This window comes from Luteimonas sp. A478 (assembly GCF_054052025.1).
In genome coordinates, this window is the sequence record NZ_JBSVRF010000007.1 from 67,578 (window position 1) to 90,553 (window position 22,976).

Annotated in this window: 20 protein-coding genes and 1 pseudogene; 12 read left to right on the top strand and 9 right to left on the bottom strand. The window is 67.8% G+C overall.

Translation table 11 applies throughout. The annotated features are described in order from the left end of the window. Positions 1–39 precede the first annotated feature (39 nt). Both ACW7G3_RS13005 and ACW7G3_RS13010 read right to left on the bottom strand, forming a co-directional pair. Positions 40–2,670, bottom strand: a complete 2,631-nt coding sequence (locus tag ACW7G3_RS13005; protein ID WP_456983256.1) for a TonB-dependent receptor domain-containing protein — start codon at positions 2,668–2,670, stop codon at positions 40–42. An 88-nt stretch (positions 2,671–2,758) separates the two neighbouring features. Beyond that, complete coding sequence (locus tag ACW7G3_RS13010; RefSeq protein ID WP_456983258.1) at positions 2,759–4,222, bottom strand: hypothetical protein; 1,464 nt, start codon at positions 4,220–4,222, stop codon at positions 2,759–2,761. A gap of 301 nt (positions 4,223–4,523) precedes the next feature. Between ACW7G3_RS13010 and ACW7G3_RS13015 the strand changes: the two genes are divergently transcribed. Continuing rightward, on the top strand, positions 4,524–5,372 hold the full coding sequence (locus ACW7G3_RS13015; RefSeq protein WP_456983260.1) for a 2OG-Fe(II) oxygenase: 849 nt from the start codon (positions 4,524–4,526) through the stop codon (positions 5,370–5,372). 33 nt (positions 5,373–5,405) lie between these two features. Here ACW7G3_RS13015 and nth read toward each other — a convergent pair whose 3' ends face one another. Genes nth through ACW7G3_RS13030 form a run of 3 tightly spaced genes read right to left on the bottom strand, consistent with a single transcriptional unit; the run spans position 5,406 to position 7,209 of the window. Next, complete coding sequence (nth, locus tag ACW7G3_RS13020) at positions 5,406–6,050, bottom strand: endonuclease III (RefSeq protein WP_456983261.1); 645 nt, start codon at positions 6,048–6,050, stop codon at positions 5,406–5,408. Positions 6,051–6,091: 41 nt separating this feature from the next. Further along, positions 6,092–6,430, bottom strand: coding sequence for a hypothetical protein (locus tag ACW7G3_RS13025; RefSeq protein ID WP_456983263.1), 339 nt, complete (start codon positions 6,428–6,430; stop codon positions 6,092–6,094). Then, positions 6,427–7,209 (bottom strand): enoyl-CoA hydratase/isomerase family protein, encoded by a 783-nt coding sequence (locus ACW7G3_RS13030; protein WP_456983265.1) that lies wholly within the window; start codon positions 7,207–7,209, stop codon positions 6,427–6,429. The genes ACW7G3_RS13025 and ACW7G3_RS13030 overlap by 4 nt, the downstream gene beginning before the upstream one ends. 196 nt (positions 7,210–7,405) lie before the next feature. Here ACW7G3_RS13030 and ACW7G3_RS13035 point away from each other — a divergent pair, with 196 nt between their 5' ends. From ACW7G3_RS13035 to ACW7G3_RS13045, 3 genes and pseudogenes are all read left to right on the top strand, one after another. After that, entirely contained in the window at positions 7,406–8,107 is a 702-nt protein-coding gene (locus tag ACW7G3_RS13035; RefSeq protein WP_456983267.1) for an FKBP-type peptidyl-prolyl cis-trans isomerase N-terminal domain-containing protein, read from the top strand. A gap of 137 nt (positions 8,108–8,244) precedes the next feature. Then, a pseudogene (locus ACW7G3_RS13040) lies at positions 8,245–9,071 on the top strand (NUDIX hydrolase). Further along, on the top strand, positions 9,068–9,925 hold the full coding sequence (locus tag ACW7G3_RS13045; RefSeq protein ID WP_456983269.1) for a sulfurtransferase: 858 nt from the start codon (positions 9,068–9,070) through the stop codon (positions 9,923–9,925). The pseudogene ACW7G3_RS13040 and the gene ACW7G3_RS13045 overlap by 4 nt, the downstream one beginning before the upstream one ends. A gap of 34 nt (positions 9,926–9,959) precedes the next feature. On the opposite strand, the gene ACW7G3_RS13050 is transcribed toward ACW7G3_RS13045, so the two are convergent. From ACW7G3_RS13050 to uvrA, 3 genes are read right to left on the bottom strand one after another with little or no spacing between them, the layout of a single operon-like run. Beyond that, a complete protein-coding gene (locus tag ACW7G3_RS13050) occupies positions 9,960–10,724 on the bottom strand; it encodes an enoyl-CoA hydratase/isomerase family protein (RefSeq protein ID WP_456983271.1) in 765 nt (254 codons plus the stop codon). Positions 10,725–10,774: 50 nt separating this feature from the next. Continuing rightward, positions 10,775–11,215 (bottom strand): acyl-CoA thioesterase, encoded by a 441-nt coding sequence (locus tag ACW7G3_RS13055; protein WP_456983273.1) that lies wholly within the window; start codon positions 11,213–11,215, stop codon positions 10,775–10,777. A gap of 7 nt (positions 11,216–11,222) precedes the next feature. After that, complete coding sequence (gene uvrA / locus ACW7G3_RS13060; protein ID WP_456983274.1) at positions 11,223–14,165, bottom strand: excinuclease ABC subunit UvrA; 2,943 nt, start codon at positions 14,163–14,165, stop codon at positions 11,223–11,225. Between the two features lie 273 nt (positions 14,166–14,438). On the opposite strand from uvrA, the gene rplU reads away from it, so the two are divergent. The 3 genes from rplU (at position 14,439) to cgtA (ending at position 16,261) form a co-directional block, all read left to right on the top strand. Continuing rightward, positions 14,439–14,762 carry a 50S ribosomal protein L21 gene (gene rplU, locus ACW7G3_RS13065; RefSeq protein ID WP_456983276.1) on the top strand — a complete coding sequence of 108 codons (324 nt, stop codon included), beginning with the start codon at positions 14,439–14,441 and terminating at the stop codon, positions 14,760–14,762. A 12-nt stretch (positions 14,763–14,774) separates the two neighbouring features. Then, on the top strand, positions 14,775–15,035 hold the full coding sequence (gene rpmA, locus ACW7G3_RS13070; protein ID WP_456976033.1) for a 50S ribosomal protein L27: 261 nt from the start codon (positions 14,775–14,777) through the stop codon (positions 15,033–15,035). Between the two features lie 182 nt (positions 15,036–15,217). Beyond that, positions 15,218–16,261 carry an Obg family GTPase CgtA gene (gene cgtA / locus ACW7G3_RS13075; protein ID WP_456983278.1) on the top strand — a complete coding sequence of 348 codons (1,044 nt, stop codon included), beginning with the start codon at positions 15,218–15,220 and terminating at the stop codon, positions 16,259–16,261. A 103-nt stretch (positions 16,262–16,364) separates the two neighbouring features. On the opposite strand, the gene rpsT is transcribed toward cgtA, so the two are convergent. Further along, the gene (gene rpsT, locus ACW7G3_RS13080; protein ID WP_456976029.1) at positions 16,365–16,637 is read right to left on the bottom strand and encodes a 30S ribosomal protein S20; all 273 of its coding nucleotides are present in this window, start codon (positions 16,635–16,637) and stop codon (positions 16,365–16,367) included. A 39-nt stretch (positions 16,638–16,676) separates the two neighbouring features. Between rpsT and ACW7G3_RS13085 the strand changes: the two genes are divergently transcribed. The 5 genes from ACW7G3_RS13085 to lspA are packed head-to-tail and all read left to right on the top strand — an operon-like array spanning position 16,677 to position 22,812. After that, complete coding sequence (locus tag ACW7G3_RS13085) at positions 16,677–16,799, top strand: hypothetical protein (RefSeq protein ID WP_456976027.1); 123 nt, start codon at positions 16,677–16,679, stop codon at positions 16,797–16,799. A 53-nt stretch (positions 16,800–16,852) separates the two neighbouring features. After that, positions 16,853–18,397: a murein biosynthesis integral membrane protein MurJ gene (gene murJ, locus ACW7G3_RS13090; protein WP_456983343.1), complete on the top strand. Its 1,545-nt coding sequence runs from the start codon at positions 16,853–16,855 to the stop codon at positions 18,395–18,397. 29 nt (positions 18,398–18,426) lie between these two features. Further along, positions 18,427–19,386 carry a bifunctional riboflavin kinase/FAD synthetase gene (locus ACW7G3_RS13095; RefSeq protein WP_456983280.1) on the top strand — a complete coding sequence of 320 codons (960 nt, stop codon included), beginning with the start codon at positions 18,427–18,429 and terminating at the stop codon, positions 19,384–19,386. Positions 19,387–19,442: 56 nt separating this feature from the next. Continuing rightward, complete coding sequence (gene ileS, locus ACW7G3_RS13100; RefSeq protein ID WP_456983344.1) at positions 19,443–22,253, top strand: isoleucine--tRNA ligase; 2,811 nt, start codon at positions 19,443–19,445, stop codon at positions 22,251–22,253. A gap of 58 nt (positions 22,254–22,311) precedes the next feature. Beyond that, positions 22,312–22,812 (top strand): signal peptidase II, encoded by a 501-nt coding sequence (gene lspA / locus ACW7G3_RS13105; RefSeq protein WP_456983281.1) that lies wholly within the window; start codon positions 22,312–22,314, stop codon positions 22,810–22,812. Positions 22,813–22,976 lie beyond the last annotated feature (164 nt).

Here is a 22,976-nt window from a genome sequence, read left to right on the forward strand (position 1 = left end):
CCCGGCCTGGATCGCCGGATGGGTGGGCGCAGGAGCCGGTCAGAACGACGCTGACAGACTCAGGGTGTAGGACACGCCCGGCTCGTACCGGTACACGTCCACCTTGTTGCCGCCGGCCTGCTGGTACTCGCGGAAATCGGCTTCCAGGATGTTGCGGGCGCTCAAGCCCAGGCTCATCGCGTGGCCACCCAGGTTGAACTTCTGGCGAAGCACGAGATCCAGCGAGGTGCCCGGGTTTTCCATGTAGTCGGGCTGGCCGGGACGGCCGCGGGCGCTGACCCGCTCACCCACGTAATTGGCGATCAGGGTGGCCTGGGTCCCCGAGGTCTCGCTCTCGATGCCCAGCTGCAGGTTGCCGATATGGCTGGACTGGCCCTGCAACTGGCTGCCGTCGCGCACGAACAGGGTGGCGTCCTGCGAAGTGGCGAAGCCGTACGGATGCACGGTATCGCCATCCTTGACCTCGACTTCCGAGTCCGACCAGGTGTAGTTGGCCGCCAGGTACAGGCGCTTGTCGCCCCACCAGTTGGCCTGGATGGGCAGGTCGACGTACTTCTTCACTTCCGCCTCGAACCCGAACAGCGTGGCCGACGGCGCGTTGAGGAAGCTCTGCAGGATGCCGCCGCCCGGGGCGTCGTTGACGTTGCTTTCGATCGGGCGGTCGATGTCCTTGTAGAACGCGCCCAGGGTGACGTATTCGCCGGAGCCGAAGAACCACTCGTAGCGGGCGTCCAGGTTCACCAGCTCGCTGTCGACGAGGTACGGGTTGCCATAGAAAGTGCGGTCGATGTCCGGGTCCAGGTACTGCAGCGGCGACAGCTCGCGGAACTGCGGCCGGGCAATGGTCTTGGATGCGCCGAAGCGGATCTGCTGGTTGTCCGAAAAGTTCCAGGTCACCGTCGCCGCCGGTAGCACGTAGCTGTTGCGCAGTGGCTCCACGCCCCCCTGCCGCTCGCCGGTGAAGATGTTGTAGGTGTGCACCGCCTGGGTCGCGTCCTCGTAGCGCACGCCCACGGTGGCGCGCACGAACGGGTTGATCTCCGCCTCGGTCTGCAGGTACCCGGCCTTGACCTTGAGCGTGGCGTCGTAGGCGGCGTCGCCGGAGTTGCCGGTGACCTCGCGCAGGCGCAGCAGATCGTTGCTCAGGTTGTAGTCGGAGAACAGGTAGTCCGGCCGCTGAAAGCGGTTGTAGTGCGGCAACGGGCCATCCAGCGCCAGGAAGCGGAATTCGCGGTTTTCGGCGTTGCGGTCGTTGTCCGAGTACGCAAAGCCGCCGGTCAGGGTGATGTCGCGTTCGACCGGCAGGCGCCAGGTCACGTCGACGCCGCCGCTGGCGACTTCGTCCTCGACGTTGCTGAAGCGCATGTAGTTCTGCACCCGCGACCCGTCATGCGACCAGTAACCGTCGATGTTCTCGTAGCGGATGCCGGTCTCGTAGGGGGCGTCGCGGGTGGCCCGGGCCACCGCTCCGCGCCACTCGATCTTCAGGTCGTCGAATTCGCCGAAGCTGTGGCTGCCGCTGATCTGGTTGTTGATCAGCTCGCGTTCGAACCACTCGGTGTAATCGTCACGGGCGTCGAAGCCGGCGAGGTTGTCGTGGCCGGCGCGGCTGCGGGTTTCCTTGAGCGTGTCGTGCACGTACAGCGAGGTCAGCGCCACCCGGTGGCGCGGACTCTCCCAACCTGCGCCCAGCAGCACGTTGACCTTGGCGTTGTTGGTGGTGGAGAGGAAATCGTAGCTGGAGTTGTACTGGACCACGTCATCGATGAACACCGGATCCTGCTGGACGCCGAAGCGGGTGCGCCACTCGTTGTCGAAGCCGCCCACCGCAATGAAGCCCAGGCGGGCGTCATTGTCCATGTCCATCGACCAGCCGGCGCTGCCGCCGAAGCTCAGGTCCGGGTCGATGCTGTCCTTTTCCTGCAGCACGCGGATGTTGGCATTCTGCAGGCTGCGGCCGATGCGGCGGATGTCCTCGCGGCCGAACTCGCCCAGGTCCACGCGGCGACCGGTCGCCATGGCGTCGGCAAGCTCGCGTGGGACCTTGCGGGTGCCGTCGTCGTAGCCCCAGAAATCATCGTCCGAACCGAAATGGGTCAGGCCCTTCTCGAAGGTGGTGACGCTGTTGCCACCGGTCCCGATGGACAGGTTGAAGAACGGCTGCTCCGGCACCGCCAGCGACTGCAGGTCGATCACGCCGCCGCCGAACTCGCCGGGATAGCGGGCGGAGTAAGTCTTCTGCACGGTGACGCTCTCGAGCACTTCGCTCGGGAACAGGTCCAGCGGCACCACCCTTTGCAGTGGCTCGGGGCTGGGCAGCGGCGAGCCGTTGAACAGCGCCGATGAATAGCGCTCGCCCAGGCCGCGCACGTACACGAACTTGCCGCGCACCAGGCTCAGGCCGGTGACGCGGGCCAGTGCGGCGGCGGCGTCGCTGTCGCCGGTGCGCTCGAAGTCCTCGCGGGTGACGAACGAGGCCACCTCGGAGGTCATCAGCATCGGTTCGGGAATGTATTCGCCGCGCACCTGCACGGCATCGAGCTGGGTGGCCGACGGCAGCGTATCTGCGGCCGGGTCGCCGGCCAGTGCCGCGCATGGAGCGAGCAGCGCGGAAATCGCCAGCGGAAGATGGCGCCGGACCAGCCGGTTTCGGTTGGAAATGCGGTTCATTGGTTGGCCTCTGCGAACGGGACGGTCCTGGTGGTGATTGCAACGGGGCGGCGTTGCCGCCGCCCCGTGCCGTGTCGGTCGTTTCCGGTCAGCAGCCCGGGGAATCGGCCGTCAATCCGCAGGTCCAGCCCTGCCACCAGGTGTCGTTGGCGTCGCGCACGCCGCCGATGTAACCCACGTCCTCAAAGAACGCGTGTTCCGCGCTCAGGTTCTGGTAGGCCGGTACCGCGCTTTCCTCCGGGCCGTTGATGAAGCCGTTCACCAGGCTGGAGGTGCCGACCACGTTGTTGCTGCCGGCTTCGAAGGCGTCCTGCGCGCGCTGGTCCTCGAACGCCACCGGGCATGAGAAGTGCATCGAGTGGAACGTGCCGGCGGTGTTGGCGTCACGGATCTCCAGGCAGCGCTCGCCCGAGCCGCTGCCACCCGCCGGGCGGGTCACCACGGTGTTGTAGAACGAGGCCTGGGTGCCCTGGTTGAGGTGGATCGCGGCGCCGCCGCCGGGACGGCCGATGTATGTGATGTTGGCCACGCGCGGCTGCGAGTACGGGGTGCGGTTGATGCTGCTCCACTCGTTCATGCGGTCGCCGCCGCCGGCACGCTGGATCACGATGCCGAACTGGATGCCGCCGTCCCAGCCGGTGTCAGTGTCGATCGAATCGTCGTCGGCGCCGGTCACCACCAGGTAGCGGGCGTTCATGGTGCCGCCGAAGATTTCGATGCCGTCGTCGGAGCTGTTGTGGATGTGGAAGTACTCGAGCACGGTGCCGGCGCCGGCGCCGGCGGCGGTGATGCCCTGCAGCTCGTTGTTGGGCGAAATCTCGAAGCCCGAGTACTTGACCTGCACGTAGCGGATGCGGCCGCTGCTGTCGTTGGGTGCGTTGCCGCCGTAGAAGGCATTGGTGCCCTCGACCTGGCTCTGGCACTGCGGCGTGCCCGACACGGTGTCGCCCGGGCAGGCGTTGATCGGCGCGCGGCCGGCCAGGATCAGGCCGCCCCACAGGCCGATGGTGTCGGCGGTGGTCTCGCCTTCCACATCCGCGCGGGCGGTGAAGATCACCGGCTCGTCCGCGGTGCCCTCGGCATGGATTTCCGAGCCGCGGTTGACGATCAGGTAGTCGTTGCCGGATGACGCGTACACGGTCACACCGGGCTCGATGGTGAGAGAGCCGCGCGGCACCGGGTTGGGGTTGGCGGCGTCGCCGCCCTGGTCCTGGCCCACCTGCACTGCGCCGGAGATGGCGTACACCGTGCCGTCGCGCTTGGGCACCACCAGGTTGCCGGTGATCAGCTGCGGCAGGCGGCAGGCCCGCAGCGAGCCGTCGGCCACGGTGCCGACGTTGGAAAAGCCGGTCGGGCAGTCATCGGCCGGGCCACCGCTCGGCGGGGGCTGGCTCGGCGGCGGCGGGGCCGGCGGTGGCGGGGCGGTGGGCGGGGGCGGAGGAAACGCGCCTTCGCCAGGGGATGCAACGCGATCGGCGCCGTTGCCGCAGGCACTCAGGGCGAGCGCCGCGCCAAAGGTCATCATCAGGGTCCGGTAATTGTTCGCAGCCATCGTGAATCTCTCCGAGATCATTCGGTAGGGCGGTTGGATGAAGGGACGTGGTGGTACGGGAGGGGCGGCGCTGACAGCCAGCGTTCGTGCCTCCGCCTTCCCCGGCGGAGCAAAAGACAGCGCTGTTTTAGCGGTGGCCGATGACAATTTCGGGACGCGGGGATGACATCGCCCGGCTCTTGACAGCGCGCCCGTTCCGGCCGTGACGCCGTTCCCGTGATGTCATGCCGCCGTCATTGACGGCCGATAGCCTCGCGGGGGCGTCGTGCCGGACCGGCGACGAACTGTGCAGGGGAACCGCGTGGGACAGCAGATCGATCCTGAACTCGAGGCCTGGATCCTGGGCCAGGTGCGCGCCGGCCATCCGCCCGAGGCGGTGGTAGCGCCGATGCTGGCCCGCGGCTGGCAGGAACAGGTCGCAATCGACGCCGTCGAGGCGGTGCTGCGCCGGCACCTTGAGGATCACGCCCGTGACAGTGAGCTTCCGGTTCCAGTCCCGGTGCCCGCACCGCTGTCGTGGAACGGGGCATCGATCGTGCGCGCCGGTGATCGGCAGGTGCAGGTGCTGGCACACCTGGTGCACCCGCAGCTGGTGGTGTTCGGCGGTTTGCTATCGGATCAGGAGTGCGACGCGCTGGTTGACCTCTCGCGTGATCGGCTCGCGCGCTCGTCGACGGTGAACCTGGATACCGGCGCCGACGAGGTGCACGTGGCGCGCACCAGCCAGGGCATGTTCCTGCGCCGCGACGAGAATGCCCTGGTCGCGCGGATCGAGGCCCGGATCGCCGCGCTGCTCGAATGGCCGGTGGAAAACGGCGAGGCCATGCAGGTGCTGCGCTATGGCGTCGGCGCGGAATACAGGTCGCACTACGACTATTTCGATCCCGACCGGCCCGGCGTGGGCGGCATCCTGGCTCGTGGCGGCCAGCGCGTGGCGTCGGTGGTGATGTATCTCAATACGCCTGCCCGCGGCGGCGCGACCACCTTCCCCGACGCGCGCTTCGAAGCCGGCGCGGTCAAGGGCAACGCGGTGTTCTTCAGCTACGACCGGCCGCACCCGATGACCGGCACCCTGCACGCGGGAGCGCCGGTGCTTGAGGGTGAAAAGTGGGTGGCAACCAAATGGCTGCGGGAGCGGGCCCACAAGTAACCCGCGCATCCCTCCCGCAGCAGTCGTGACGGGTCAGGCCGTGTCGCCGGGGGTCTTGTCCGGATAACGGCACAGGTCGCGGATGACGCAGACCGGACAGTCGGGCTTGCGCGCCTTGCACACGTAGCGGCCGTGCAGGATCAGCCAATGGTGCGCGTCCAGCAGGTACTCGGCCGGCACCCGCTTCAGCAGTGCATCCTCGACCGCGCGCACGTCCTTGCCGGGGGCCAGGCCGGTGCGGTTGGAGACGCGGAAGATATGGGTGTCCACCGCCATGGTCGGCTCGCCGAAGGCGGTGTTGAGCACCACGTTGGCGGTCTTGCGGCCGACGCCCGGCAGGGCTTCCAGGGCAGCGCGATCGCGCGGCACCTCGCCGCCGTGCTGTTCCACCAGGATCCGGCAGGTGGCCATCACGTTTTTGGCCTTGGTGTTGAACAGGCCGATGGTGGAGATGTGGCGCCGCACCTCCTCCTCGCCCAGGTCCAGGATGGCCTGCGGCGTGTTGGCGACCGGATACAGGCGCCGGGTGGCCTTATTGACGCCCACGTCGGTGGCCTGGGCGGACAGCAGGACCGCGATCAGCAGCTCGAACGGTGTGGAATATTCCAGCTCGGTCTCGGGGTTCGGATTGAGCTCACGCAGGCGCGCGAACATTTCCCCGATTTCGGCGCGTGTCATCTGACGGCCGCGGCGTCGGCGCGGCGCGTCCACCACCGTACTCAATTGTTGGCGCCCCGCGCACGCTGGCGTGCGCGCTCCAGTGCGGCGGCCGCTGCCGCTGGCAGGCCGGGTCTGTTGATGGACGGTGCTGCAGCTGCCCGGCGCTGGCGCAGGGTCTCGGCACGCCGGGCCAGCCGGGCGTTGCGGGCCTGGTGGCGTGCGCGCGCGGCCCAGGCCTGAAGCAGCCGTTCGCGTGCAGCCTGCAGCCGCTCCTGGTCCGCGGGCGGCAGGGCGCAGTCCGCAGCCTCGAAGTCGGCCAGGCCGGCATCAATGGCCGCATCCAGTTGGTCGTGGTCAAGCAGGTCCAGCAGTCGCCGGGCCTGCGCTTCGCTGCTCACTTGCCGCTGAACTCCGGCTTGCGCTTTTCCAGGAATGCGCGGGTGCCTTCGCGCATGTCATCGGTGGAGAACACCAGGCCGAACTGGGCGGTTTCAAATTCCAGCCCTTCGGTGATCCCGCATTCCCCGCCGGTGTTTACGCAGTCGAGGATGCCGCGCAGGGCCAGCGGCGCCGCCTTGGCGAGCTGCCGGGCCAGGGCCATGGTGCCGTCCTCCAGCTCCGCGGCCGGCAGCACCCGGTTGACGACGCCCAGCTGCAATGCGCGCGCCGCATCCACCGGGGCGCCGACAAGGCACAGCTCCAGCGTGGCGGCGCGTCCAGCCAGGCGCAGCAGACGCTGGGTGCCGCCAAAGCCGGGTACCAGGCCGAGGTTGATCTCCGGCTGGCCCATCTTTGCCGTGTCTGCTGCCACCCGCAGGTGGCAGGCCATGGCCAGTTCCAGGCCGCCGCCCAGGGCGAAGCCGTTGATCATGGCGATCACCGGCTTGGGCAGGGTTTCGATCCGGCGCATGGTGCGCTGGCCGCGCTGGGAGAAATCCCGCGCCTGGATCGGGGTCAGCCCGGACATTTCGGCAATATCGGCCCCGGCCACGAACGCCTTGGGACCCGCACCCGTCAGCACGGCAACGCGGATATCGGGATCGTTGGCGACGTCTTCGAACGCGTCGTGGAGTGCGTCCAGGGTGGCCGCGTTCAGCGAGTTGAGTCTGTCGGGTCGGTTGACGGTAACCATGCGGATGCCGTCGTGGTCCTCGATCTTCAATGGTGAATGGTTCATGAGCACCTTGGTTTGAAAATTGTTAAGCGCCCGAGGACAACGGAACTTTGCAGACATTTTGCAAGTCCCAGTCGCTGTCCTCAGTGACAGTTAAGTACCCGGGCCGCTATCCTAGCGCGTTCGACCGCAGGTGGTCCGCCGCCGGCGCGGGCTGGATCCCATCCCTGAAACACCGGAAAATCTGGAGAACCACTGCATGAAGTTGCGCTTTCTGGCCGTTACCGTCGCGGCCCTGACCCTTGCCGCTGGCACCGCCTCGGCCCAGGACACCTCTACCGAACAGGGCCAGCTCAGCTACGCGCTGGGTTACGACCTGGGCCGGAACCTGGTTGAGAGTGGCGAGCAGATCAATGTCGACACCGTCATCCAGGCGCTGCGCGATGGCTACGCGCGTCGCGATCCCACGGTTTCTGTCGAGCAGCTGCGGACCGCCGTGGAGAACATGCAGCAGCGGCAGATGGCCCGGGCCCAGGAGGCCTTCAACCAGGCCGCGGCCGAGAACAAGACCAAGAGCGACGCCTTCCTGGCCCAGCATCGCGGCCAAGCCGGCGTCCAGGCGCTGCCCAGCGGCCTGCAGTACCGGGTGATCGAGAACGGCAGCGGCGCCACGCCTGCGGCCGACAGCCAGGTGCAGGTGCACTACAAGGCCAGCCTGCCGGAAGGCCAGACCTTCATCGACACCACCGCCCCGCGCCCGGATGGCGAGAGCGGCCCGGTGACCATGCGGGTGAGCGAAATTCCCCTGGCGGGCCTGCGTGAAGCCATTGGCATGATGAATGCCGGATCGCGCTGGGAAGTGGTGATGCCGTCGAGCCTGGCTTACGGCGATACCCCGCAGTCCCCGATCGGCCCGAACCAGGCCGTGGTGTTCGAAGTGCAGCTGGTCAGCATCAACTGATCCACGCTGCGGCCGCCGCCGTCCGCGCGTGCTTCGCGCGAACGGATGCGGCCCGATAGGCAAACAGCCGTGCCGGTGCAAGCCGGCACGGCGTTTTTCATTCCGGCGCCGGCGCGCCGCCTGTGTCGTGCGAGCTCATGAACGTTCCATTCCGCGCTGTCCTCAGCCCCTGTATCGGCGTATGCACGCTGGACGAAGCGGGCAGCTGCCTGGGCTGTCACCGCACGGCCACTGAAATCGCCCTGTGGAGCCAGCTGGGCGATGACGAACGCCTTTATCTGATGGAAACGGTGCTTCCGGAAAGGGAAGCACGGCGAACGTGACCCCGTATCCGTCGCTGCCGGCCCTGGCCCGGGCACTGCACCCGCTGCAGTCGCCCCCAGCCAGCGAGGCCTGGAACAGCGACGAAGTGGCGGATTTGCTGCCCCCTGGCCATGTCCACCGCGAGGCGGCGGTGCTGGTCGGACTGGTGCTGCGCGAGGATGGGCCCCGGGTGGTGCTGACCAGGCGCACCGAAATGCTCAGGCATCACCCTGGCCAGGTCAGTTTTCCCGGTGGCGGCATCGAACCGGCTGATCGCGATGCACTGGCTGCGGCGCTGCGCGAGGCGCGCGAGGAAATCGGCCTGCATCCCGGCCAGGCGCGGCCGCTGGGCTGGCTGGATCCGGTCGTCACCATCAGCGGCTACCGGGTGATGCCTGCGGTGGCCACCATCGATGCCGCCTTCGTGCCGGTTCCGGATCCGGGCGAGGTAGCCGAGGTGTTCGAGGTCGAACTCGGATTCCTGCTTGCACCGGGCAATCTGCGCCGGCTCGAGATCGAATACGCCGGGCGTCGGCGCCCGCTGCTGGAGTTCCGCCACGGGCCCGGCCAGGCGCCACACCGCATCTGGGGGGTGACCGCGTCTATCCTTTACAACCTGCGCGAGCGGCTGGCGCGCGTGGCGAAGGAGGAAGGCGCATGAATCTCCAATGGACCACCTTGGTACAGGCGGAAGTCCTTGCCGGCTTGCTGGACGACGAGGACATTGTGGTGGTCGACTGCCGCCATTCATTGGCCGATCCGGAGCATGGCGTCACCGAGTTCGCCCGGGGCCACGTGCCCGGAGCGGTCCACGCCCATATGGACCGCGATCTGTCTGGCCCCGCCGCTCCCGGCGCGGGAGCCGGGCGCCATCCGTGGCCATCGGCCTCACAACTGTGCGCGCGGCTGGGCGCCTGGGGCATCACCACGCATCACCAGGTGGTGGCCTATGACGGCGGCGACGGTGCGTTCGCGGCGCGGCTGTGGTTCCTGCTGCGGGCGCTGGGTCATGCGCGGGTGGCGGTGCTTGACGGTGGCTGGGCGCGCTGGCGCGGATTGGGCCTGCCGGTGGAATCGGCGCTGCGTCATCCCGCCCCGGCGCGCTATGTGGCCGAATTCGATCCCTCGCGACTGCTGGACGCGGACCAGGTGCAGGCGCATCTGGAGGCCGGTGGATTGTTGCTGGATGCGCGTGCCGCGGAACGCTTCCGCGGTGAGATCGAGCCCATCGACCGGGTGGGTGGGCACGTGCCCGGGGCCACCAGCCGGCCGTTCACCGAGAACATGGGGGCGGACGGGCGCCTGCGCGATCCCGCGCAGCTGCGTGCGGACTTCCTGGCACTCATGGACGGGCGCGAAGCCGAACAGGTTGCGGTGATGTGCGGTTCCGGCGTCACCGCCTGCCACCACCTGCTGGCCATGGCCCATGCGGGCCTGCCCGGCGCCCGGCTGTACACCGGCTCGTGGAGCGGGTGGATCGAAGCGGGCAGCCGTCCGGTGGCCGTTGGTCCGTAGCGGGCCGACTTGTAGCGGCCCGAGCGGACCGATCTCAGCCTTTTCCGATCCGCGCCACCATCGCTCGCAGCGCCTGCTGGGTGTCGGGTGAGCGCCAGGATTCCAGGCACTGTTCCAGCTGCATGCTTTGCGGCGCCACAGCCTCGACCAGGTCGGCGCGCAGAAGCTTGCGGGTGGCCAGCATCGGTTCGCGCGGCAGGCTGAGCAGCAGCTCGATGCGTTCAACGGCGCGTGCCACCACGTTGTCCACTTCCGCCAGTTCGTCGACCAGGCCGATCTCGAGCGCGCGCGTGGATTCCACCATCGCACCGGCCAGCAGCAGGGCTTCGGCCTGGCGCGCGCCCACCGTGCGCTGCATCAGGCGCATGATGCCCGGCGGAATGGCGATCCCCACCTGGGTTTCATTCAGGCCGATGGCGAACGGGCCTTGCGCCATTACCCGCCAGTCGCAGCACAGGGCCAGCACGCAGCCGCCGGCCGGGGCATGGCCGGCGATGGCCGCCGCGACCGGCACCGGGCAGGAGGCGAGCGCACGGGCGGCATCAAAGAAGTCGTTCCAGGCCTCGTGGAGCGCAGGGCCGTCGTCCTGGATCGACAGCAACAGCGGAACATCCAGTCCGGCGGAAAACACCTTCGGGCCGCCGGAGAGCACCAGACCTTCGGCGCCGTTGCCGATCGCCGCGTCCATGGCCTCGCGCAGGGCCTGGCACAGTGCCGGGTTGATGGCGTTGACCGGCGGCCGGGCCAGCCGCAGCTCGTGGACGCGGCCGTGGGGAATGGTCTGGACCAGCTCGCTCATGCGGATGCCTCTTTGCGGGTAGACCGCGGATTATCCACCGCAGGGAGGATTCACGCTCCGTCGGGTGCTGCCGCCGCGCGGCGCACGGCATCGGGAAGCGGGGTGGGGCGGCCGGAGGCGCGTTCCACCCACACCATCACTACATGGCCGTCCGCATACAGCGTGGCGCCGTCCGCGCTGACAATGCGATGGCCGATGGTGACGCTGGTATTGCCCAGTCGCTCGCAGTACAGCTGCACCAGCGGCTCGGACGGGTACGGGATCGGCATGCGGTAGTTGATCTGCACCGCGGCCAGCAGCGGCGCGGTGGTTTCGGTCACCCACTCCTCGTCCAGGGACTCGAACCAGCGGATCCGGGCTTCTTCCAGGTAAGTGAGGAAGTTGGAGTTGTTGACGTGGTTGAAAGCGTCCAGGTCGCGCCAGCGCACGCTCAGCGGCATCTGGAACAGCGGGGCCCGGGCACCGGGATGGTTCGGGGGAACGTTGCTCATGCGGTCCTCAGCTGCTGGCGCGCTTGCTGGCAGCGCGTTTCTTCGACACCGGCCGCGCGAAGCGCTTGGGGTCCGGTTTGGCGGCGGGAGCCGTGCCAGGCGCCGCGTCGCCCAGCATCTTCGCCAGGAACTGGCCGGTATACGATTCCGGCACCGCGGCCACTTCCTCCGGGGTGCCCTGGGCGATGATCATGCCGCCGCGATGGCCGCCTTCCGGGCCCAGGTCGATCACCCGGTCGGCGGTCTTGATCACGTCCAGGTTGTGTTCGATCACCACCACCGTGTTGCCGTCGTCGCGCAGCTTGTGCAGCACCGCCAGCAGGTGCTCGATGTCGTGGAAGTGCAGGCCCGTGGTGGGCTCGTCGAGGATGTACAGGGTGCGGCCGGTGTCGCGGCGCGAGAGCTCCTTTGACAGCTTCACCCGCTGCGCCTCGCCGCCGGAAAGCGTGGTCGCCGGCTGGCCCAGGCGGATATAGCCCAGGCCCACGTCCATCAGGGTTTCCAGCCTGCGCGCGATCGCGGGCACCGGGGTGAACAGCTCCAACGCGGCCTCGATCGTCAGGTTCAGCACGTCGTGGATGCTGTGGCCCTTGTAGAGAATGTCGAGGGTCTCGCGGTTGTAGCGCTTGCCTTCGCACACGTCGCAGGGCACGTACACGTCGGGCAGGAAGTGCATCTCCACCTTGATCAGGCCGTCGCCCTGGCAGGCTTCGCAGCGGCCGCCGCGCACGTTGAATGAGAACCGCCCCGGCGAATAGCCGCGCGCGCGCGCCTCCGGCACCTGCGCGAACAGCTCGCGCAGCGGGGTGAACAGCCCGGTATAGGTGGCCGGGTTGGAGCGCGGGGTGCGGCCGATCGGCGATTGGTCGATGTCGACGACCTTGTCGAACAGGTCCAGGTTCTCGACCTCGCGGTAGGGCGAGGGTTTGTGCGATGCGCGGTTGATCTCGTTGGCGGCGAGCTTGTACAGGGTGTCGTTGATCAGGGTCGATTTGCCCGAGCCCGACACGCCGGTGATGGCGGTGAACAGCCCCGAAGCGATGGCCAGGTCCACGCCCTTGAGGTTGTTGCCGGTCGCACCGCGCAGGTGCAGCTGCATCTTCGGGTTGGCTTTGTGGCGTCGCGCGGGGATCTGGATGCTACGCGCGCCCGACAGGTACTGCCCGGTCAGCGAACGCGGCTCGGCCAGGATGTCCTCGAAGCTGCCCTGGGCCACCACCTCGCCGCCGTGCACGCCGGCGCCGGGGCCGATGTCGACGATGTGGTCAGCCTGGCGGATGGCGTCCTCATCGTGTTCCACCACGATCACGGTGTTGCCCAGGTCGCGCAGTCGCACCAGGGTGTCGAGCAGGCGTGCGTTGTCGCGCTGATGCAGGCCGATCGAGGGCTCGTCGAGCACGTACATCACCCCCACCAGTCCGGCGCCGATCTGCGAGGCCAGGCGGATCCGCTGGGCCTCGCCGCCGGACAGGGTGTCCGCCTTGCGCTCCAGGCTCAGGTAATCCAGGCCCACGTCGACCAGGAAGTTCAGCCGCTCGCGAATTTCCTTGAGGATCTTGTCGGCCACCTCGCCGCGCCAGCCGGGCAGGCGCAGATCGCTGAAGAACGCCAGCGCATCGCCGATCGGCAGCACCACCAGGTCCGACAGCGGACGCTCGGCCACCAGCACGTTGCGGGCCGAGCGGTTCAGGCGCGCGCCTTCACAGGTGGGGCAGGCGCGCTCGCTGATGTATTTGGCCAGCTCTTCCCGCACGGCCGCCGACTCGGTCTCGCGGTAGCGGCGCTCCAGGTTGGGCAGGATTCCTTCGAAACGGTGGCTGCGCTGGCTGCGGCTGCCGCCCTCGGTGATGTAGGTGAAGCTGATTTTTTCCTCACCGCTGCCGTGCAACACCGCCTGCCGGGCTTCTTCAGTGAGTTCGTTCCAGGGCGTGTCCACGCTGAAGCCGTAGTGCCTGGCCAGCGAGGCGATGAGCTGGAAGTAGTAGTGGTTGCGCCGGTCCCAGCCGCGCACCGCGCCGGCTGCCAGGCCCAGCTCCGGATGCACCACTACCCGGTCCGGGTCGAAGAATTCGCTGACGCCCAGGCCGTCGCAGCCGGGGCAGGCGCCCACGGGCGAGTTGAACGAGAACAGCCTGGGTTCCAGCTCCGGCAGGGCGTAATCGCACACCGGGCAGCTGTATCGCGACGAAAACAGCAGCGGCTCGGCGCCATCGTCGTCCAGCGGGCGCACCTCGGCCATGCCGTCGCCCAGCCGCAGCGCGGTCTCGAACGATTCGGCCAGCCGCTGCGGGATGTCCTCGCGCACCCGGAAGCGGTCGATCACCGCCTCGATGGTGTGCTTCTGGCGCAGTGCCAGCGTCGGCACTGCATCGATCTCGTACACCACACCGTCCACCCGCACGCGGACGTAACCCTGCGCGCGCAGCTGTTCGAACACCTGGGCGTGCTCGCCCTTGCGCCCGCGCACCACCGGGGCGAGCAGCATCCAGCGCCGCTCTGCGCCGCCGGCGGTGTCGCCCAGCGCCATGACCTGGTCAACCATCTGGCTGACGGTCTGCGCCTCCAGTGGATAATGGTGGTCGGGGCAGCGCGGCAGGCCCACCCGCGCGTAAAGCAGGCGCAGGTAGTCATAGATCTCGGTGATCGTGCCCACGGTGGAGCGCGGGTTGTGCGAAGTGGACTTCTGCTCGATCGAGATCGCCGGGCTCAGGCCCTCGATGTGGTCGATGTCCGGCTTTTCCATCACGCTCAGGAACTGCCGCGCATACGCCGACAGCGACTCGACGTAGCGGCGCTGGCCTTCGGCGTAGATGGTGTCGAAAGCCAGCGAGGATTTGCCGGAGCCGGACAGGCCGGTGATCACGATCAGCTTGTCGCGCGGCAGCTCGATATCGATGTTCTTCAGATTGTGGGTACGGGCACCGCGGATGCGGATGTAGTCCAACGCCATCGGAAAAGTCCGGTTGTCCCGGCGGGTGGGCCGGGCGGGTGGGGGAGGGTCGAAAGGCAATCAATCAGCCTACCGAGCCATGGATATGGGGGCAAACGGCGTAATGCCCACCCCCGCGGGCAGCCTGACGGGGAGCTGTCCGCGGGTTGCGGCGAATGGGCCCGTTGTTGACCCGAAATCACCGCATCCCCTACAATTCCGCTTCTGTCCGCCCGCAAGAGGCTGGGCAGATCAAATAATAACTACAGAATCGAACATCACGAGAGGCTCCACATGTACGCAGTCATGGTCACCGGCGGTAAGCAGTACCGCGTGGCGCAGGGCGAAACGCTCCGCGTAGAAAAGCTCGAGGTCGAAGAGGGCAATGAGATCACCTTCGACAACATCCTGATGCTGGGCGACAGCGATGGCATCAAGGTTGGCGATGTGCTGAACGGCGCAACCGTCACCGCCAAGGTCGTGTCCCACGGCCGTGGAGAAAAGATCAGGATCATCAAGTTCCGCCGCCGCAAGCACAGCATGAAGCGGAAGGGACATCGCCAGTACTACACCGAAATCGAGATCACCGGAATCAGTCCTTCCGGCGACGGCAAGTAAGGAGAAGCAGGCATGGCACAGAAAAAAGGCGTAGGTTCCTCGCGCAACGGCCGCGACTCCAACCCGAAATTCCTCGGCGTGAAGATGTACGGTGGCCAGGCCATCGAGGCCGGTAACATCATCGTCCGCCAGCGCGGCACCCGGTTCCATCCGGGCAGCGGCGTCGGCCTGGGCCGTGACCACACCCTGTTCGCGCTGGTCGACGGCAAGGTGGAGTTCACGACCAAGGGCGCCAAGAAGCGCCGCACGGTGAGCGTGATCGCGGACGCCTGAGGGCTCTCCGCAAACCGTGCAAGCGAAAGCCCCGCACCTCGCGGGGCTTTTCTTTTCCCCGGGTTTTGTTTGCCGGGCGGCCTGTTGGCGGGTGAGGTTCCGGCGGCAACTAGCAGTTAAACTCGTTCAGGCATCACCCATGTTTTTTCCACCACTTCCATCAGCAACCACGAACCCAGCCAATGAAACTCGTCGACGAAGTTGAAATCACCGTAGCCGCCGGAAAGGGTGGCAACGGCTGCGTGAGCTTCCGGCGCGAGAAGTACATTCCCAAGGGCGGGCCGGATGGCGGTGATGGCGGCGCCGGTGGCAGCGTGTGGCTGGTGGCCGATGAAAGCCTTAACACCCTGGTCGACTTCCGCCACCAGACGCGCTTCCATGCGCGCAAGGGCGAAGGCGGCATGGGCCAGCAGAAGTACGGCAAGGGTGGCGACGATCTCGTCATCACCGTGCCGGTGGGCACCGTGGTCACCAACGTGGATACCGACGAGGTGATCGGCGACATGACCGCGGATGCCGAGCGCCTGCTGGTGGCGCGTGGCGGCAAGGGCGGGCTGGGCAACATCCATTTCAAAAGCTCCATCAACCGCGCGCCGCGCCGGTCGACACTGGGCGATCCGGGCGAAGAGCGCGTGCTGAGGCTGGAGCTGAAGCTGCTGGCCGATGTCGGCCTGCTGGGCTTCCCCAATGCCGGCAAGAGCACCCTGGTCCGCGCCGTTTCCGCGGCCACGCCCAAGGTGGCGGACTATCCCTTCACCACCCTGTATCCAAACCTCGGCGTGGTCAGCGTGGAGCCGCACCGCAGCTTCGTAGTGGCTGATATCCCGGGTCTGATCGAGGGTGCCGCCGATGGTGCCGGGCTGGGGGCGCTGTTCCTGCGTCATATCCAGCGCACCCGGCTGCTGTTGCACCTGGTGGAGATCCAGCCGCTGGACGGCGGCGATCCGGTCGATCAGGTGCGGGCGATCGAGCATGAGCTGGAGAAGTTCGACGCCGGGCTGCTGGACAAGCCGCGCTGGCTGCTGATCAACAAGGCCGACCTGATGGATCCGGCGGACGCCCAGGCCGAGGCGGCCCGCGTGATCGCCGATCTCGGCTGGGATCAGCCCTGGTTCCTGGTGTCCGGACTGGCCCACGAGGGCACGCGCGAGGTGATGCTCAAGGTCCAGACCGAGCTCGACCGGCTGGATGAGCAGGCGCGGATTGAGGCGCAGGATGCGGGCTGAGACGCCCGCCGCCAACAGCGGCCAGGAGTGTCGTAGTCAAGAATGGCGCACACGAAAAAGCCCGGCCGGAGCCGGGCTTTTCAGTCATGCGGTGCGCTTTGCCTCAAGCGGCGCTCTGCAGCGCTTTGATGCGGGCGCTCAGGCGGCTCTTGTGACGGGCAGCCTTGTTACGGTGGATCAGGCCGCGAGCGCCGAAGCGGTCGAGCAGCGGCTGGGCGGACTTGAACGCCTCCTGCGCGGCCGCGGCGTCATTGGCGTCAAGCGCCTTGATCACCTTCTTCACGGCGGTGCGGAGCTGCGAGCGCTGGCTGCCGTTGCGCTGGTTGCGCCCGACGGCCTGCTTGGCGCGCTTCTTGGAAGATTTGATGTTGGCCACGGTGGAATCCTGGAAACTTTGGGTGGTCAGGCGCGTCCAATGACGCAGCCCGAAGGCGGGGCCGTGATTGACGACCCGATTGAAAAGACAAGCGAGCAGGAAATTATGGAGGATTCAGTGGCTTGGGTCAACACCGCCCGTCAGGGCAGGGTGCTGGCATGAGCGTGCCCGACCCGGCACCGGCCGCGCCGGCCCGCCAATCCAGGGGTGCAGGCCTGTTGCGGTCGACCGCCGTGTTCAGCGCCATGACCCTGCTGTCGCGGATCGCCGGCTTCGCCCGCGACATGCTCCAGGCCACCCTGTTCGGCACCGGTGGCGCTATCGGCGCCTTCATCGTGGCCTACCGGATTCCGAACTTCCTGCGCCGGATCTTCGCCGAAGGGTCGATGGCGATGGCCTTCGTGCCGGTGCTCAACGAGATCCGCGAGAAGGGTGACCGGGCCGCGCTGAAGGATTTCATCGACCACATGGCGGGTGCCCTGTGCGCCGTGGTGCTGGTGGTGTGCGGGATCGGGGTGATGCTGGCCCCGTGGCTGGCACGGCTGTTCGCGCCCGGCTGGCTGGACGATCCCGAGCTGCTGCACCAGACCGGGCAGATGCTGCGCATCACCTTCCCGTACCTGCTGTTCATCTCGATGATGTCGCTGGCGGCTTCGGTGCTGAACACGTTTGGCCGTTTCGCCCTGCCGGCGTTTACCCCGGTGCTGCACAACCTGACCATGATCGCCGCCATGCTGTGGCTGGCGCCCAGGTTCAGCGTGCCGCCCCATGGCCTGGCCTGGGGCGTGCTGATTGCCGGCTTCCTGCAGCTGGCCCTGCTGTGGCCGGCGCTGGGCCGGCTGGGACTGCGGCCGCGGCTGCGGTTCGGCTTCCGCCATGCCGAAGTACGCAAGGTGGGACGGCTGATGCTGCCCACCCTGTTCTCCTCCTCGGTGGCCCAGGTGAACCTGATCGTGGGCACCGCGTTCGCGTCGCTGCTCGCCGCCGGCAGCGTGGAGTGGCTGTACTACTCCGACCGGCTGGTGGAATTCCCGCTCGGCCTGTTCGGCGTGGCGCTGGGCACGGTGATCCTGCCGCACCTGTCGCGACGCCACGCGGCCGGGGATCCGGAGGGCTACAACCATTCCCTGGACTGGGGGTTGCGGATGGCCCTGCTGGCCGGGGTGCCGGCAGGGCTGGGGCTGCTGCTGCTGGCCGAGCCGATCGTGGCCACGGTCTACAACTACGGTCAGTTCAGCCCGTTCGATGCGCGGATGGCGGCGATCAGCCTGTCGGCGATGAGCCTGGGCGTGCCGGCGTTCATGCTCAGCAAGGTGCTCTCGCCAGCGTTCTTTTCCCGCCAGGACACCAGGACTCCGATGCGCGCCGCGATATGGACGGTGGCGGCCAATGTTGGCCTGACGGTGGCGATCACCACGCCGCTGTGGCTGAACGGAGTGCAGGGTGCGCACGGCGGGATCGCGCTGGCCACGGCGCTGGCGGGGATCATCAACGCGCTGCTGCTGTGGCGCTACCTGCGCCGGGCGGGGCTGTACCGCCCGCTGCCGGGCTGGGGTGCGTTCGCACTGCGGCTGCTGCTGGCGTGCGTGGCCATGGCGGCGGCGGTGCTGGCGCTGCGCGGCTGGGTGGGGGAGTGGGCCGCGATGGACGGGTGGCAGCTGCGGGTGGGCTGGCTGCTGCTGATCGTGGCCGCCGGCGCTGTCACCTATGGGGCGGCGATGTTCGCCTGCGGCCTGCGGCCGCGGCATCTGCGGTTGTAGCGGGTGCACCGGTATACTGCCCGGTTCCTATGAACAGGCTTTTTCGCGACGTCGACGGCGGGCTCCTGTGCCCGCACGGCAGCGTGGTCTGCATTGGTGCCTTCGACGGGCTGCATCTTGGCCATCGGGCGCTGGTGGGCCATGCGGTGGCGCGTGCCCGTGTGCTCGGCGTACCGGCCGTGGCGCTGGGCTTCGAGCCGCTGCCGCGTGAGTACTTCGCCCCGGCCGAGCCGCCCGCGCGGGTGATGCTGCCGCGGGCCAAGGTGGAGGGTCTCCACCATCTTGGGGTGGATCTGGTGGGACTGCTGCGCTTCAACGGGCCGTTCACCGCCATGTCCGCGGAAGATTTCGTGCGCCGGGTGCTGGTGGAACGGCTGCGTGCATCCGAAGTGTGGGTAGGGCCGGACTTCCGCTTTGGCCACCGTCGCAGTGGCGATCTCGAGACCCTGCGCCGGGAAGGCGCCGAACATGGTTTCCAGGCCGGCGAGATCGCGCCGGTGCTGCTGGACGGGGAGCGGGTTTCAAGCACCCGCATCCGCGCCGCCCTGGCTGCCGGGGATTTCGATACGGTGACGCGCATGCTGGGCAGGCCCTATGCCATTTCCGGGCGCGTGGTGCGCGGTCGCCAGCTGGGGCGCACGCTGGGCTTTCCCACCGCCAACCTCCGCTTCGGCGGCAAGGTGCCGGCGCTGCGCGGCATCTACGCCACCCGGGTCCACGGGGTGGGCGATGACGGCCGCTCCTGGCCTGCGGTCTCCAGCTTTGGCACCCGGCCCACCGTTGGCGGCGTGGAGCCGCTGCTGGAAGCCCACCTGTTCGATTTCGAGGGCGACCTGTACGGGCGCCGCATTGAAGTTGAATTCGTCGCCAGGCTGCGCGACGAGGAAAAATTCCCCGACCTGCCGACCCTGGTCGCGCAGATGGATCGCGACGCCGTCCAGGCGCGCCAGATCCTGCAATCCACACCTTCCCGACAGGCCTGCGCGTGAGTCCCGATCCCAATCGCTACAAATCCACCATCCTGCTCCCGGCCACGGAGTTCCCGATGCGCGGGGACCTGCCCAGGCGCGAGCCGCAGACGCTGGCCCGCTGGGAAGAGGAGGGCCTGTACGGCCAGATCCGCAGCCACGCCAAGGGGCGGCCCACCTGGGTCCTGCATGACGGCCCGCCGTATGCCAACGGCGTGATCCACATCGGCCACGCGGTCAACAAGGTGCTCAAGGACATGATCGTCAAGTCGAAGCTGCTGTCCGGCTTCGACGCGCCGTATGTGCCCGGCTGGGACTGCCACGGACTGCCGATCGAACACGCGGTGGAAAAGAAATTCGGCAAGGTGGGCCAGAAGCTTGACGCCGCCGCCTTCCGTCAGAAGTGCCGCGAATACGCCGGCGAACAGATCGAGCTGCAGCGCCAGGACTTCAAGCGCCTGGGCGTGATTGGTGACTGGGACAACCCCTACCGCAGCATGGATTTCCGCTATGAGGCGGACATGCTGCGCGCGCTGGCGCGGATCCATGAGCGCGGCCACGTGGTGCGCGGCTTCAAGCCCGTGCACTGGTGCTTCGACTGCCAGTCGGCGCTGGCCGAGGCGGAAATCGAGTACGCCGACCGCGTCTCTCCGGCCATCGATGTGGCCTACCTGGCGCAAGACCCCGCCGCTGTCGCCGCCGCTTTTGGCGCCAGCATCGGTGCCGGTACCCAGGTGGCGGTGCCGATCTGGACCACCACGCCATGGACCCTGCCGGCTTCGCTGGCGGTTTCCCTGGGTGCGGATCTGGACTACGTGCTTGTGGAAGGCCCGGTGCGTGACGGCCAGCCGCAGCTGCTGGTGCTCGCCGAAGCGCTGGCCGAGGGTGCGCTGAAGCGTTACGGCGTCGAATCGATGCAGGTGCTCGGCCATGCCAAGGGCCAGGCGCTGGAAAACATGCTTCTGCAGCATCCGTTTTATGCGCAGCGCGACATCCCGCTGATCCTGGGCGAGCACGTCTCGGCCGAGGACGGCACCGGTGCCGTGCACACCGCCCCCGGCCACGGCCAGGAGGACTTTGCGGTCGGCCAGCAATACGGCATCAACGCCCGCTACGGCGCCGCCGAGCTCAATCCGGTTGACGCCCGCGGGGTGTATCTGGACGCGACCGCGCCGGTCGCGGGGACGGTCATCGCCGGCCTGCACATCTGGAAGGCCAATCCACTGATCGTCGAGGCCCTGCGCGAAGGCGGCAGCCTGCTGGCCCACCAGGACCTCAAACACAGCTATCCGCACTGCTGGCGGCACAAGACGCCGGTGGCGTTCCGGGCCACGCCGCAGTGGTTCATCTCCATGGACCAGGCCGATCTGCGCCGCGACGCGCTGGCCGCGATCGAAGACGTGCAGTGGGTGCCTGATTGGGGCCGCGCGCGGATGGCCGGCATGGTTGGCGACCGCCCGGACTGGACCATCTCGCGCCAGCGCTACTGGGGCGTGCCGATCGCCCTGTTCGTGGACCGCGAAACCAGCGAGCCGCATCCGGATTCGGCCGAACTGATGCGCAAGGTGGCCGAACGGGTGGAGCGCGAGGGCGTGGACGCCTGGTACGCGCTTGACCCGGTTGAACTGCTGGGCGCGGAAGAGGGCGCCCGCTACGACAAAGTCACCGACATCCTCGACGTCTGGTTTGATTCCGGCGTCAGCCATGCCTGCGTGCTCGCGCAGCGCCCGGAAGACGGCCTGCGCAAGCCCGCCGACCTGTACCTGGAAGGTTCCGACCAGCACCGCGGCTGGTTCCAGTCCTCCCTGCTCAGCGGGGTGGCGATGGACGGCGTGGCGCCGTATCGCCAGGTGCTTACCCACGGCTTCACCGTGGACGCGTCCGGCCGCAAGATGTCCAAGTCGCTGGGCAATGTGGTTGCACCGCAGAAGGTGATGGATGCAATGGGCGCCGATGTGCTGCGCCTGTGGATCGCCGCGGCCGACTACCGCCACGAGATGTCGGTGTCCGACGAGATCCTCAAGCGCGGCTCCGATGCCTACCGCCGGATCCGCAATACCGCCCGCTTCCTGCTGGGCAACCTCAACGGCTTCGATCCGTCCGAACACCTGCGTCCGCTGGACGACATGGTGGCGCTGGACCGCTGGATCGTGCATCGCGCCTACCTGCTGCAGGAGAAGATCACCGCCGCCTACGCGCGCTATGACTTCCCCGAGATCGTGCAGGCGCTGTCCAATTTCTGCAGCGTCGACCTCGGCTCGCTGTACCTGGACGTGACCAAGGACCGCCTGTACACCATGGGCGAGGACTCGCGCGGCCGGCGCAGCGCGCAGAGCGCCATGTACCGGATCACCGAGGCCTTCGTGCGCTGGATCGCGCCGATCCTGGCCTTCACTGCCGAAGAAATGTGGCAGCACCTGCCGGCGGTGACCGATACCGGTCCGCGTCCGGAGAACGTGCTGTTTGCCACCTGGTATGAGGGCCTGGCGCCGATGTCGGCCGATGCGGCCCTGTCGGCGGAGGAGTTCGACCGGTTGCTGGACCTGCGCGAGCGGGTCGCGGCGGTGCTCGAGCCGATGCGTGCCAGCGGCGAGATCGGCGCCGCGCTGCAGGCGGAAATCACCCTGCGCTGCGATGACGCCACCCGCGATTGGCTGGAGCCGCTGGCCGACGAGCTCCGCTTCCTGCTGATCAGCGGAGATGTGGCGATCGAGACCGGCGGCGACAAGGCCGAGCCCGGTATCGTTGCCAAGGCCTCTGCAAAGCCCAAGTGCGGACGTTGCTGGCACTACCGCGCCGACGTCGGCACCCATGAGGAGCACCCGCAGATCTGCGGCCGCTGCGTGTCCAATATCGAAGGTCCCGGCGAGGACCGCCAATGGTTCTGATGCCAATGCCCACCGTCACGCGGCTTCGCGCGCATGGCGCGCTCCTACAGGGGGAGTCATGAGTCCGGTGGTCAAACCCAACGCGTTGCCGTGGCTGCTGGTGTCGGCGCTGGTGCTCGTGCTCGACCAGCTGACCAAGTGGTGGGTCCTCACCAGCCTGCCCGAATACACCGCAGTGCCGGTGATCGAAGGCTTCTGGAACTGGTATCGCACCTACAACACCGGCGCGGCGTTCAGCTTCCTGGCCGGGCAGGGCGGCTGGCAGAAGTGGTTCTTCACCGTACTGGCCTTCGGCATCAGCGCCATGCTGGCCTGGTGGATGGCGCGCACTCCGCGCGGCGACTGGAAAACCGCGCTGCCGTTCGCACTGGTGATCGGCGGCGCGATCGGCAACGTCATTGACCGCCAGCTGCATGGCCACGTGGTGGATTTCATCCAGTGGTACTGGGGTGACTACTACTGGCCGTCGTTCAACGTGGCCGATGCGGCCATCGTGGGTGGCGCCATCGGCATCGCCCTGTTCGGCATCCTCGGCGCCAAAAAGCCTACACCCCAGTAGCAGCGCCCCGCCCCCGGCACGAGCGCACCGCTCCTGGTAGGAGCGCGCCATGCGCGCCATGCGCGCGAAGCCGCGTGAATCCGGCTGCGTTCCGCTGCCTCGTCAGGGAACTGGTTCCGGCACCCACGCAGTCGGGCCGGGGGCAACTTGGCGTCCGGGAGGGT

Excerpts from the sequence above, each read along its gene's own strand:
- ACW7G3_RS13010 (WP_456983258.1), bottom strand. The coding sequence starts at position 4,222 with ATGGCTGCGAACAATTACCGGACCCTGATGATGACCTTTGGCGCGGCG.
- ACW7G3_RS13005 (WP_456983256.1), bottom strand. The coding sequence starts at position 2,670 with ATGAACCGCATTTCCAACCGAAACCGGCTGGTCCGGCGCCATCTTCCG.
- ACW7G3_RS13035 (WP_456983267.1), top strand. The coding sequence starts at position 7,406 with ATGAAGTTGCGCTTTCTGGCCGTTACCGTCGCGGCCCTGACCCTTGCC.
- rplU (WP_456983276.1), top strand. The coding sequence starts at position 14,439 with ATGTACGCAGTCATGGTCACCGGCGGTAAGCAGTACCGCGTGGCGCAG.
- ACW7G3_RS13085 (WP_456976027.1), top strand. The coding sequence starts at position 16,677 with ATGACGCAGCCCGAAGGCGGGGCCGTGATTGACGACCCGATTGAAAAG.
- ACW7G3_RS13095 (WP_456983280.1), top strand. The coding sequence starts at position 18,427 with ATGAACAGGCTTTTTCGCGACGTCGACGGCGGGCTCCTGTGCCCGCAC.
- ACW7G3_RS13030 (WP_456983265.1), bottom strand. The coding sequence starts at position 7,209 with ATGAACCATTCACCATTGAAGATCGAGGACCACGACGGCATCCGCATG.
- rpmA (WP_456976033.1), top strand. The coding sequence starts at position 14,775 with ATGGCACAGAAAAAAGGCGTAGGTTCCTCGCGCAACGGCCGCGACTCC.
- cgtA (WP_456983278.1), top strand. The coding sequence starts at position 15,218 with ATGAAACTCGTCGACGAAGTTGAAATCACCGTAGCCGCCGGAAAGGGT.
- ileS (WP_456983344.1), top strand. The coding sequence starts at position 19,443 with ATGCGCGGGGACCTGCCCAGGCGCGAGCCGCAGACGCTGGCCCGCTGG.
- ACW7G3_RS13055 (WP_456983273.1), bottom strand. The coding sequence starts at position 11,215 with ATGAGCAACGTTCCCCCGAACCATCCCGGTGCCCGGGCCCCGCTGTTC.
- ACW7G3_RS13045 (WP_456983269.1), top strand. The coding sequence starts at position 9,068 with ATGAATCTCCAATGGACCACCTTGGTACAGGCGGAAGTCCTTGCCGGC.
- uvrA (WP_456983274.1), bottom strand. The coding sequence starts at position 14,165 with ATGGCGTTGGACTACATCCGCATCCGCGGTGCCCGTACCCACAATCTG.
- ACW7G3_RS13050 (WP_456983271.1), bottom strand. The coding sequence starts at position 10,724 with ATGAGCGAGCTGGTCCAGACCATTCCCCACGGCCGCGTCCACGAGCTG.
- nth (WP_456983261.1), bottom strand. The coding sequence starts at position 6,050 with ATGACACGCGCCGAAATCGGGGAAATGTTCGCGCGCCTGCGTGAGCTC.
- lspA (WP_456983281.1), top strand. The coding sequence starts at position 22,312 with ATGAGTCCGGTGGTCAAACCCAACGCGTTGCCGTGGCTGCTGGTGTCG.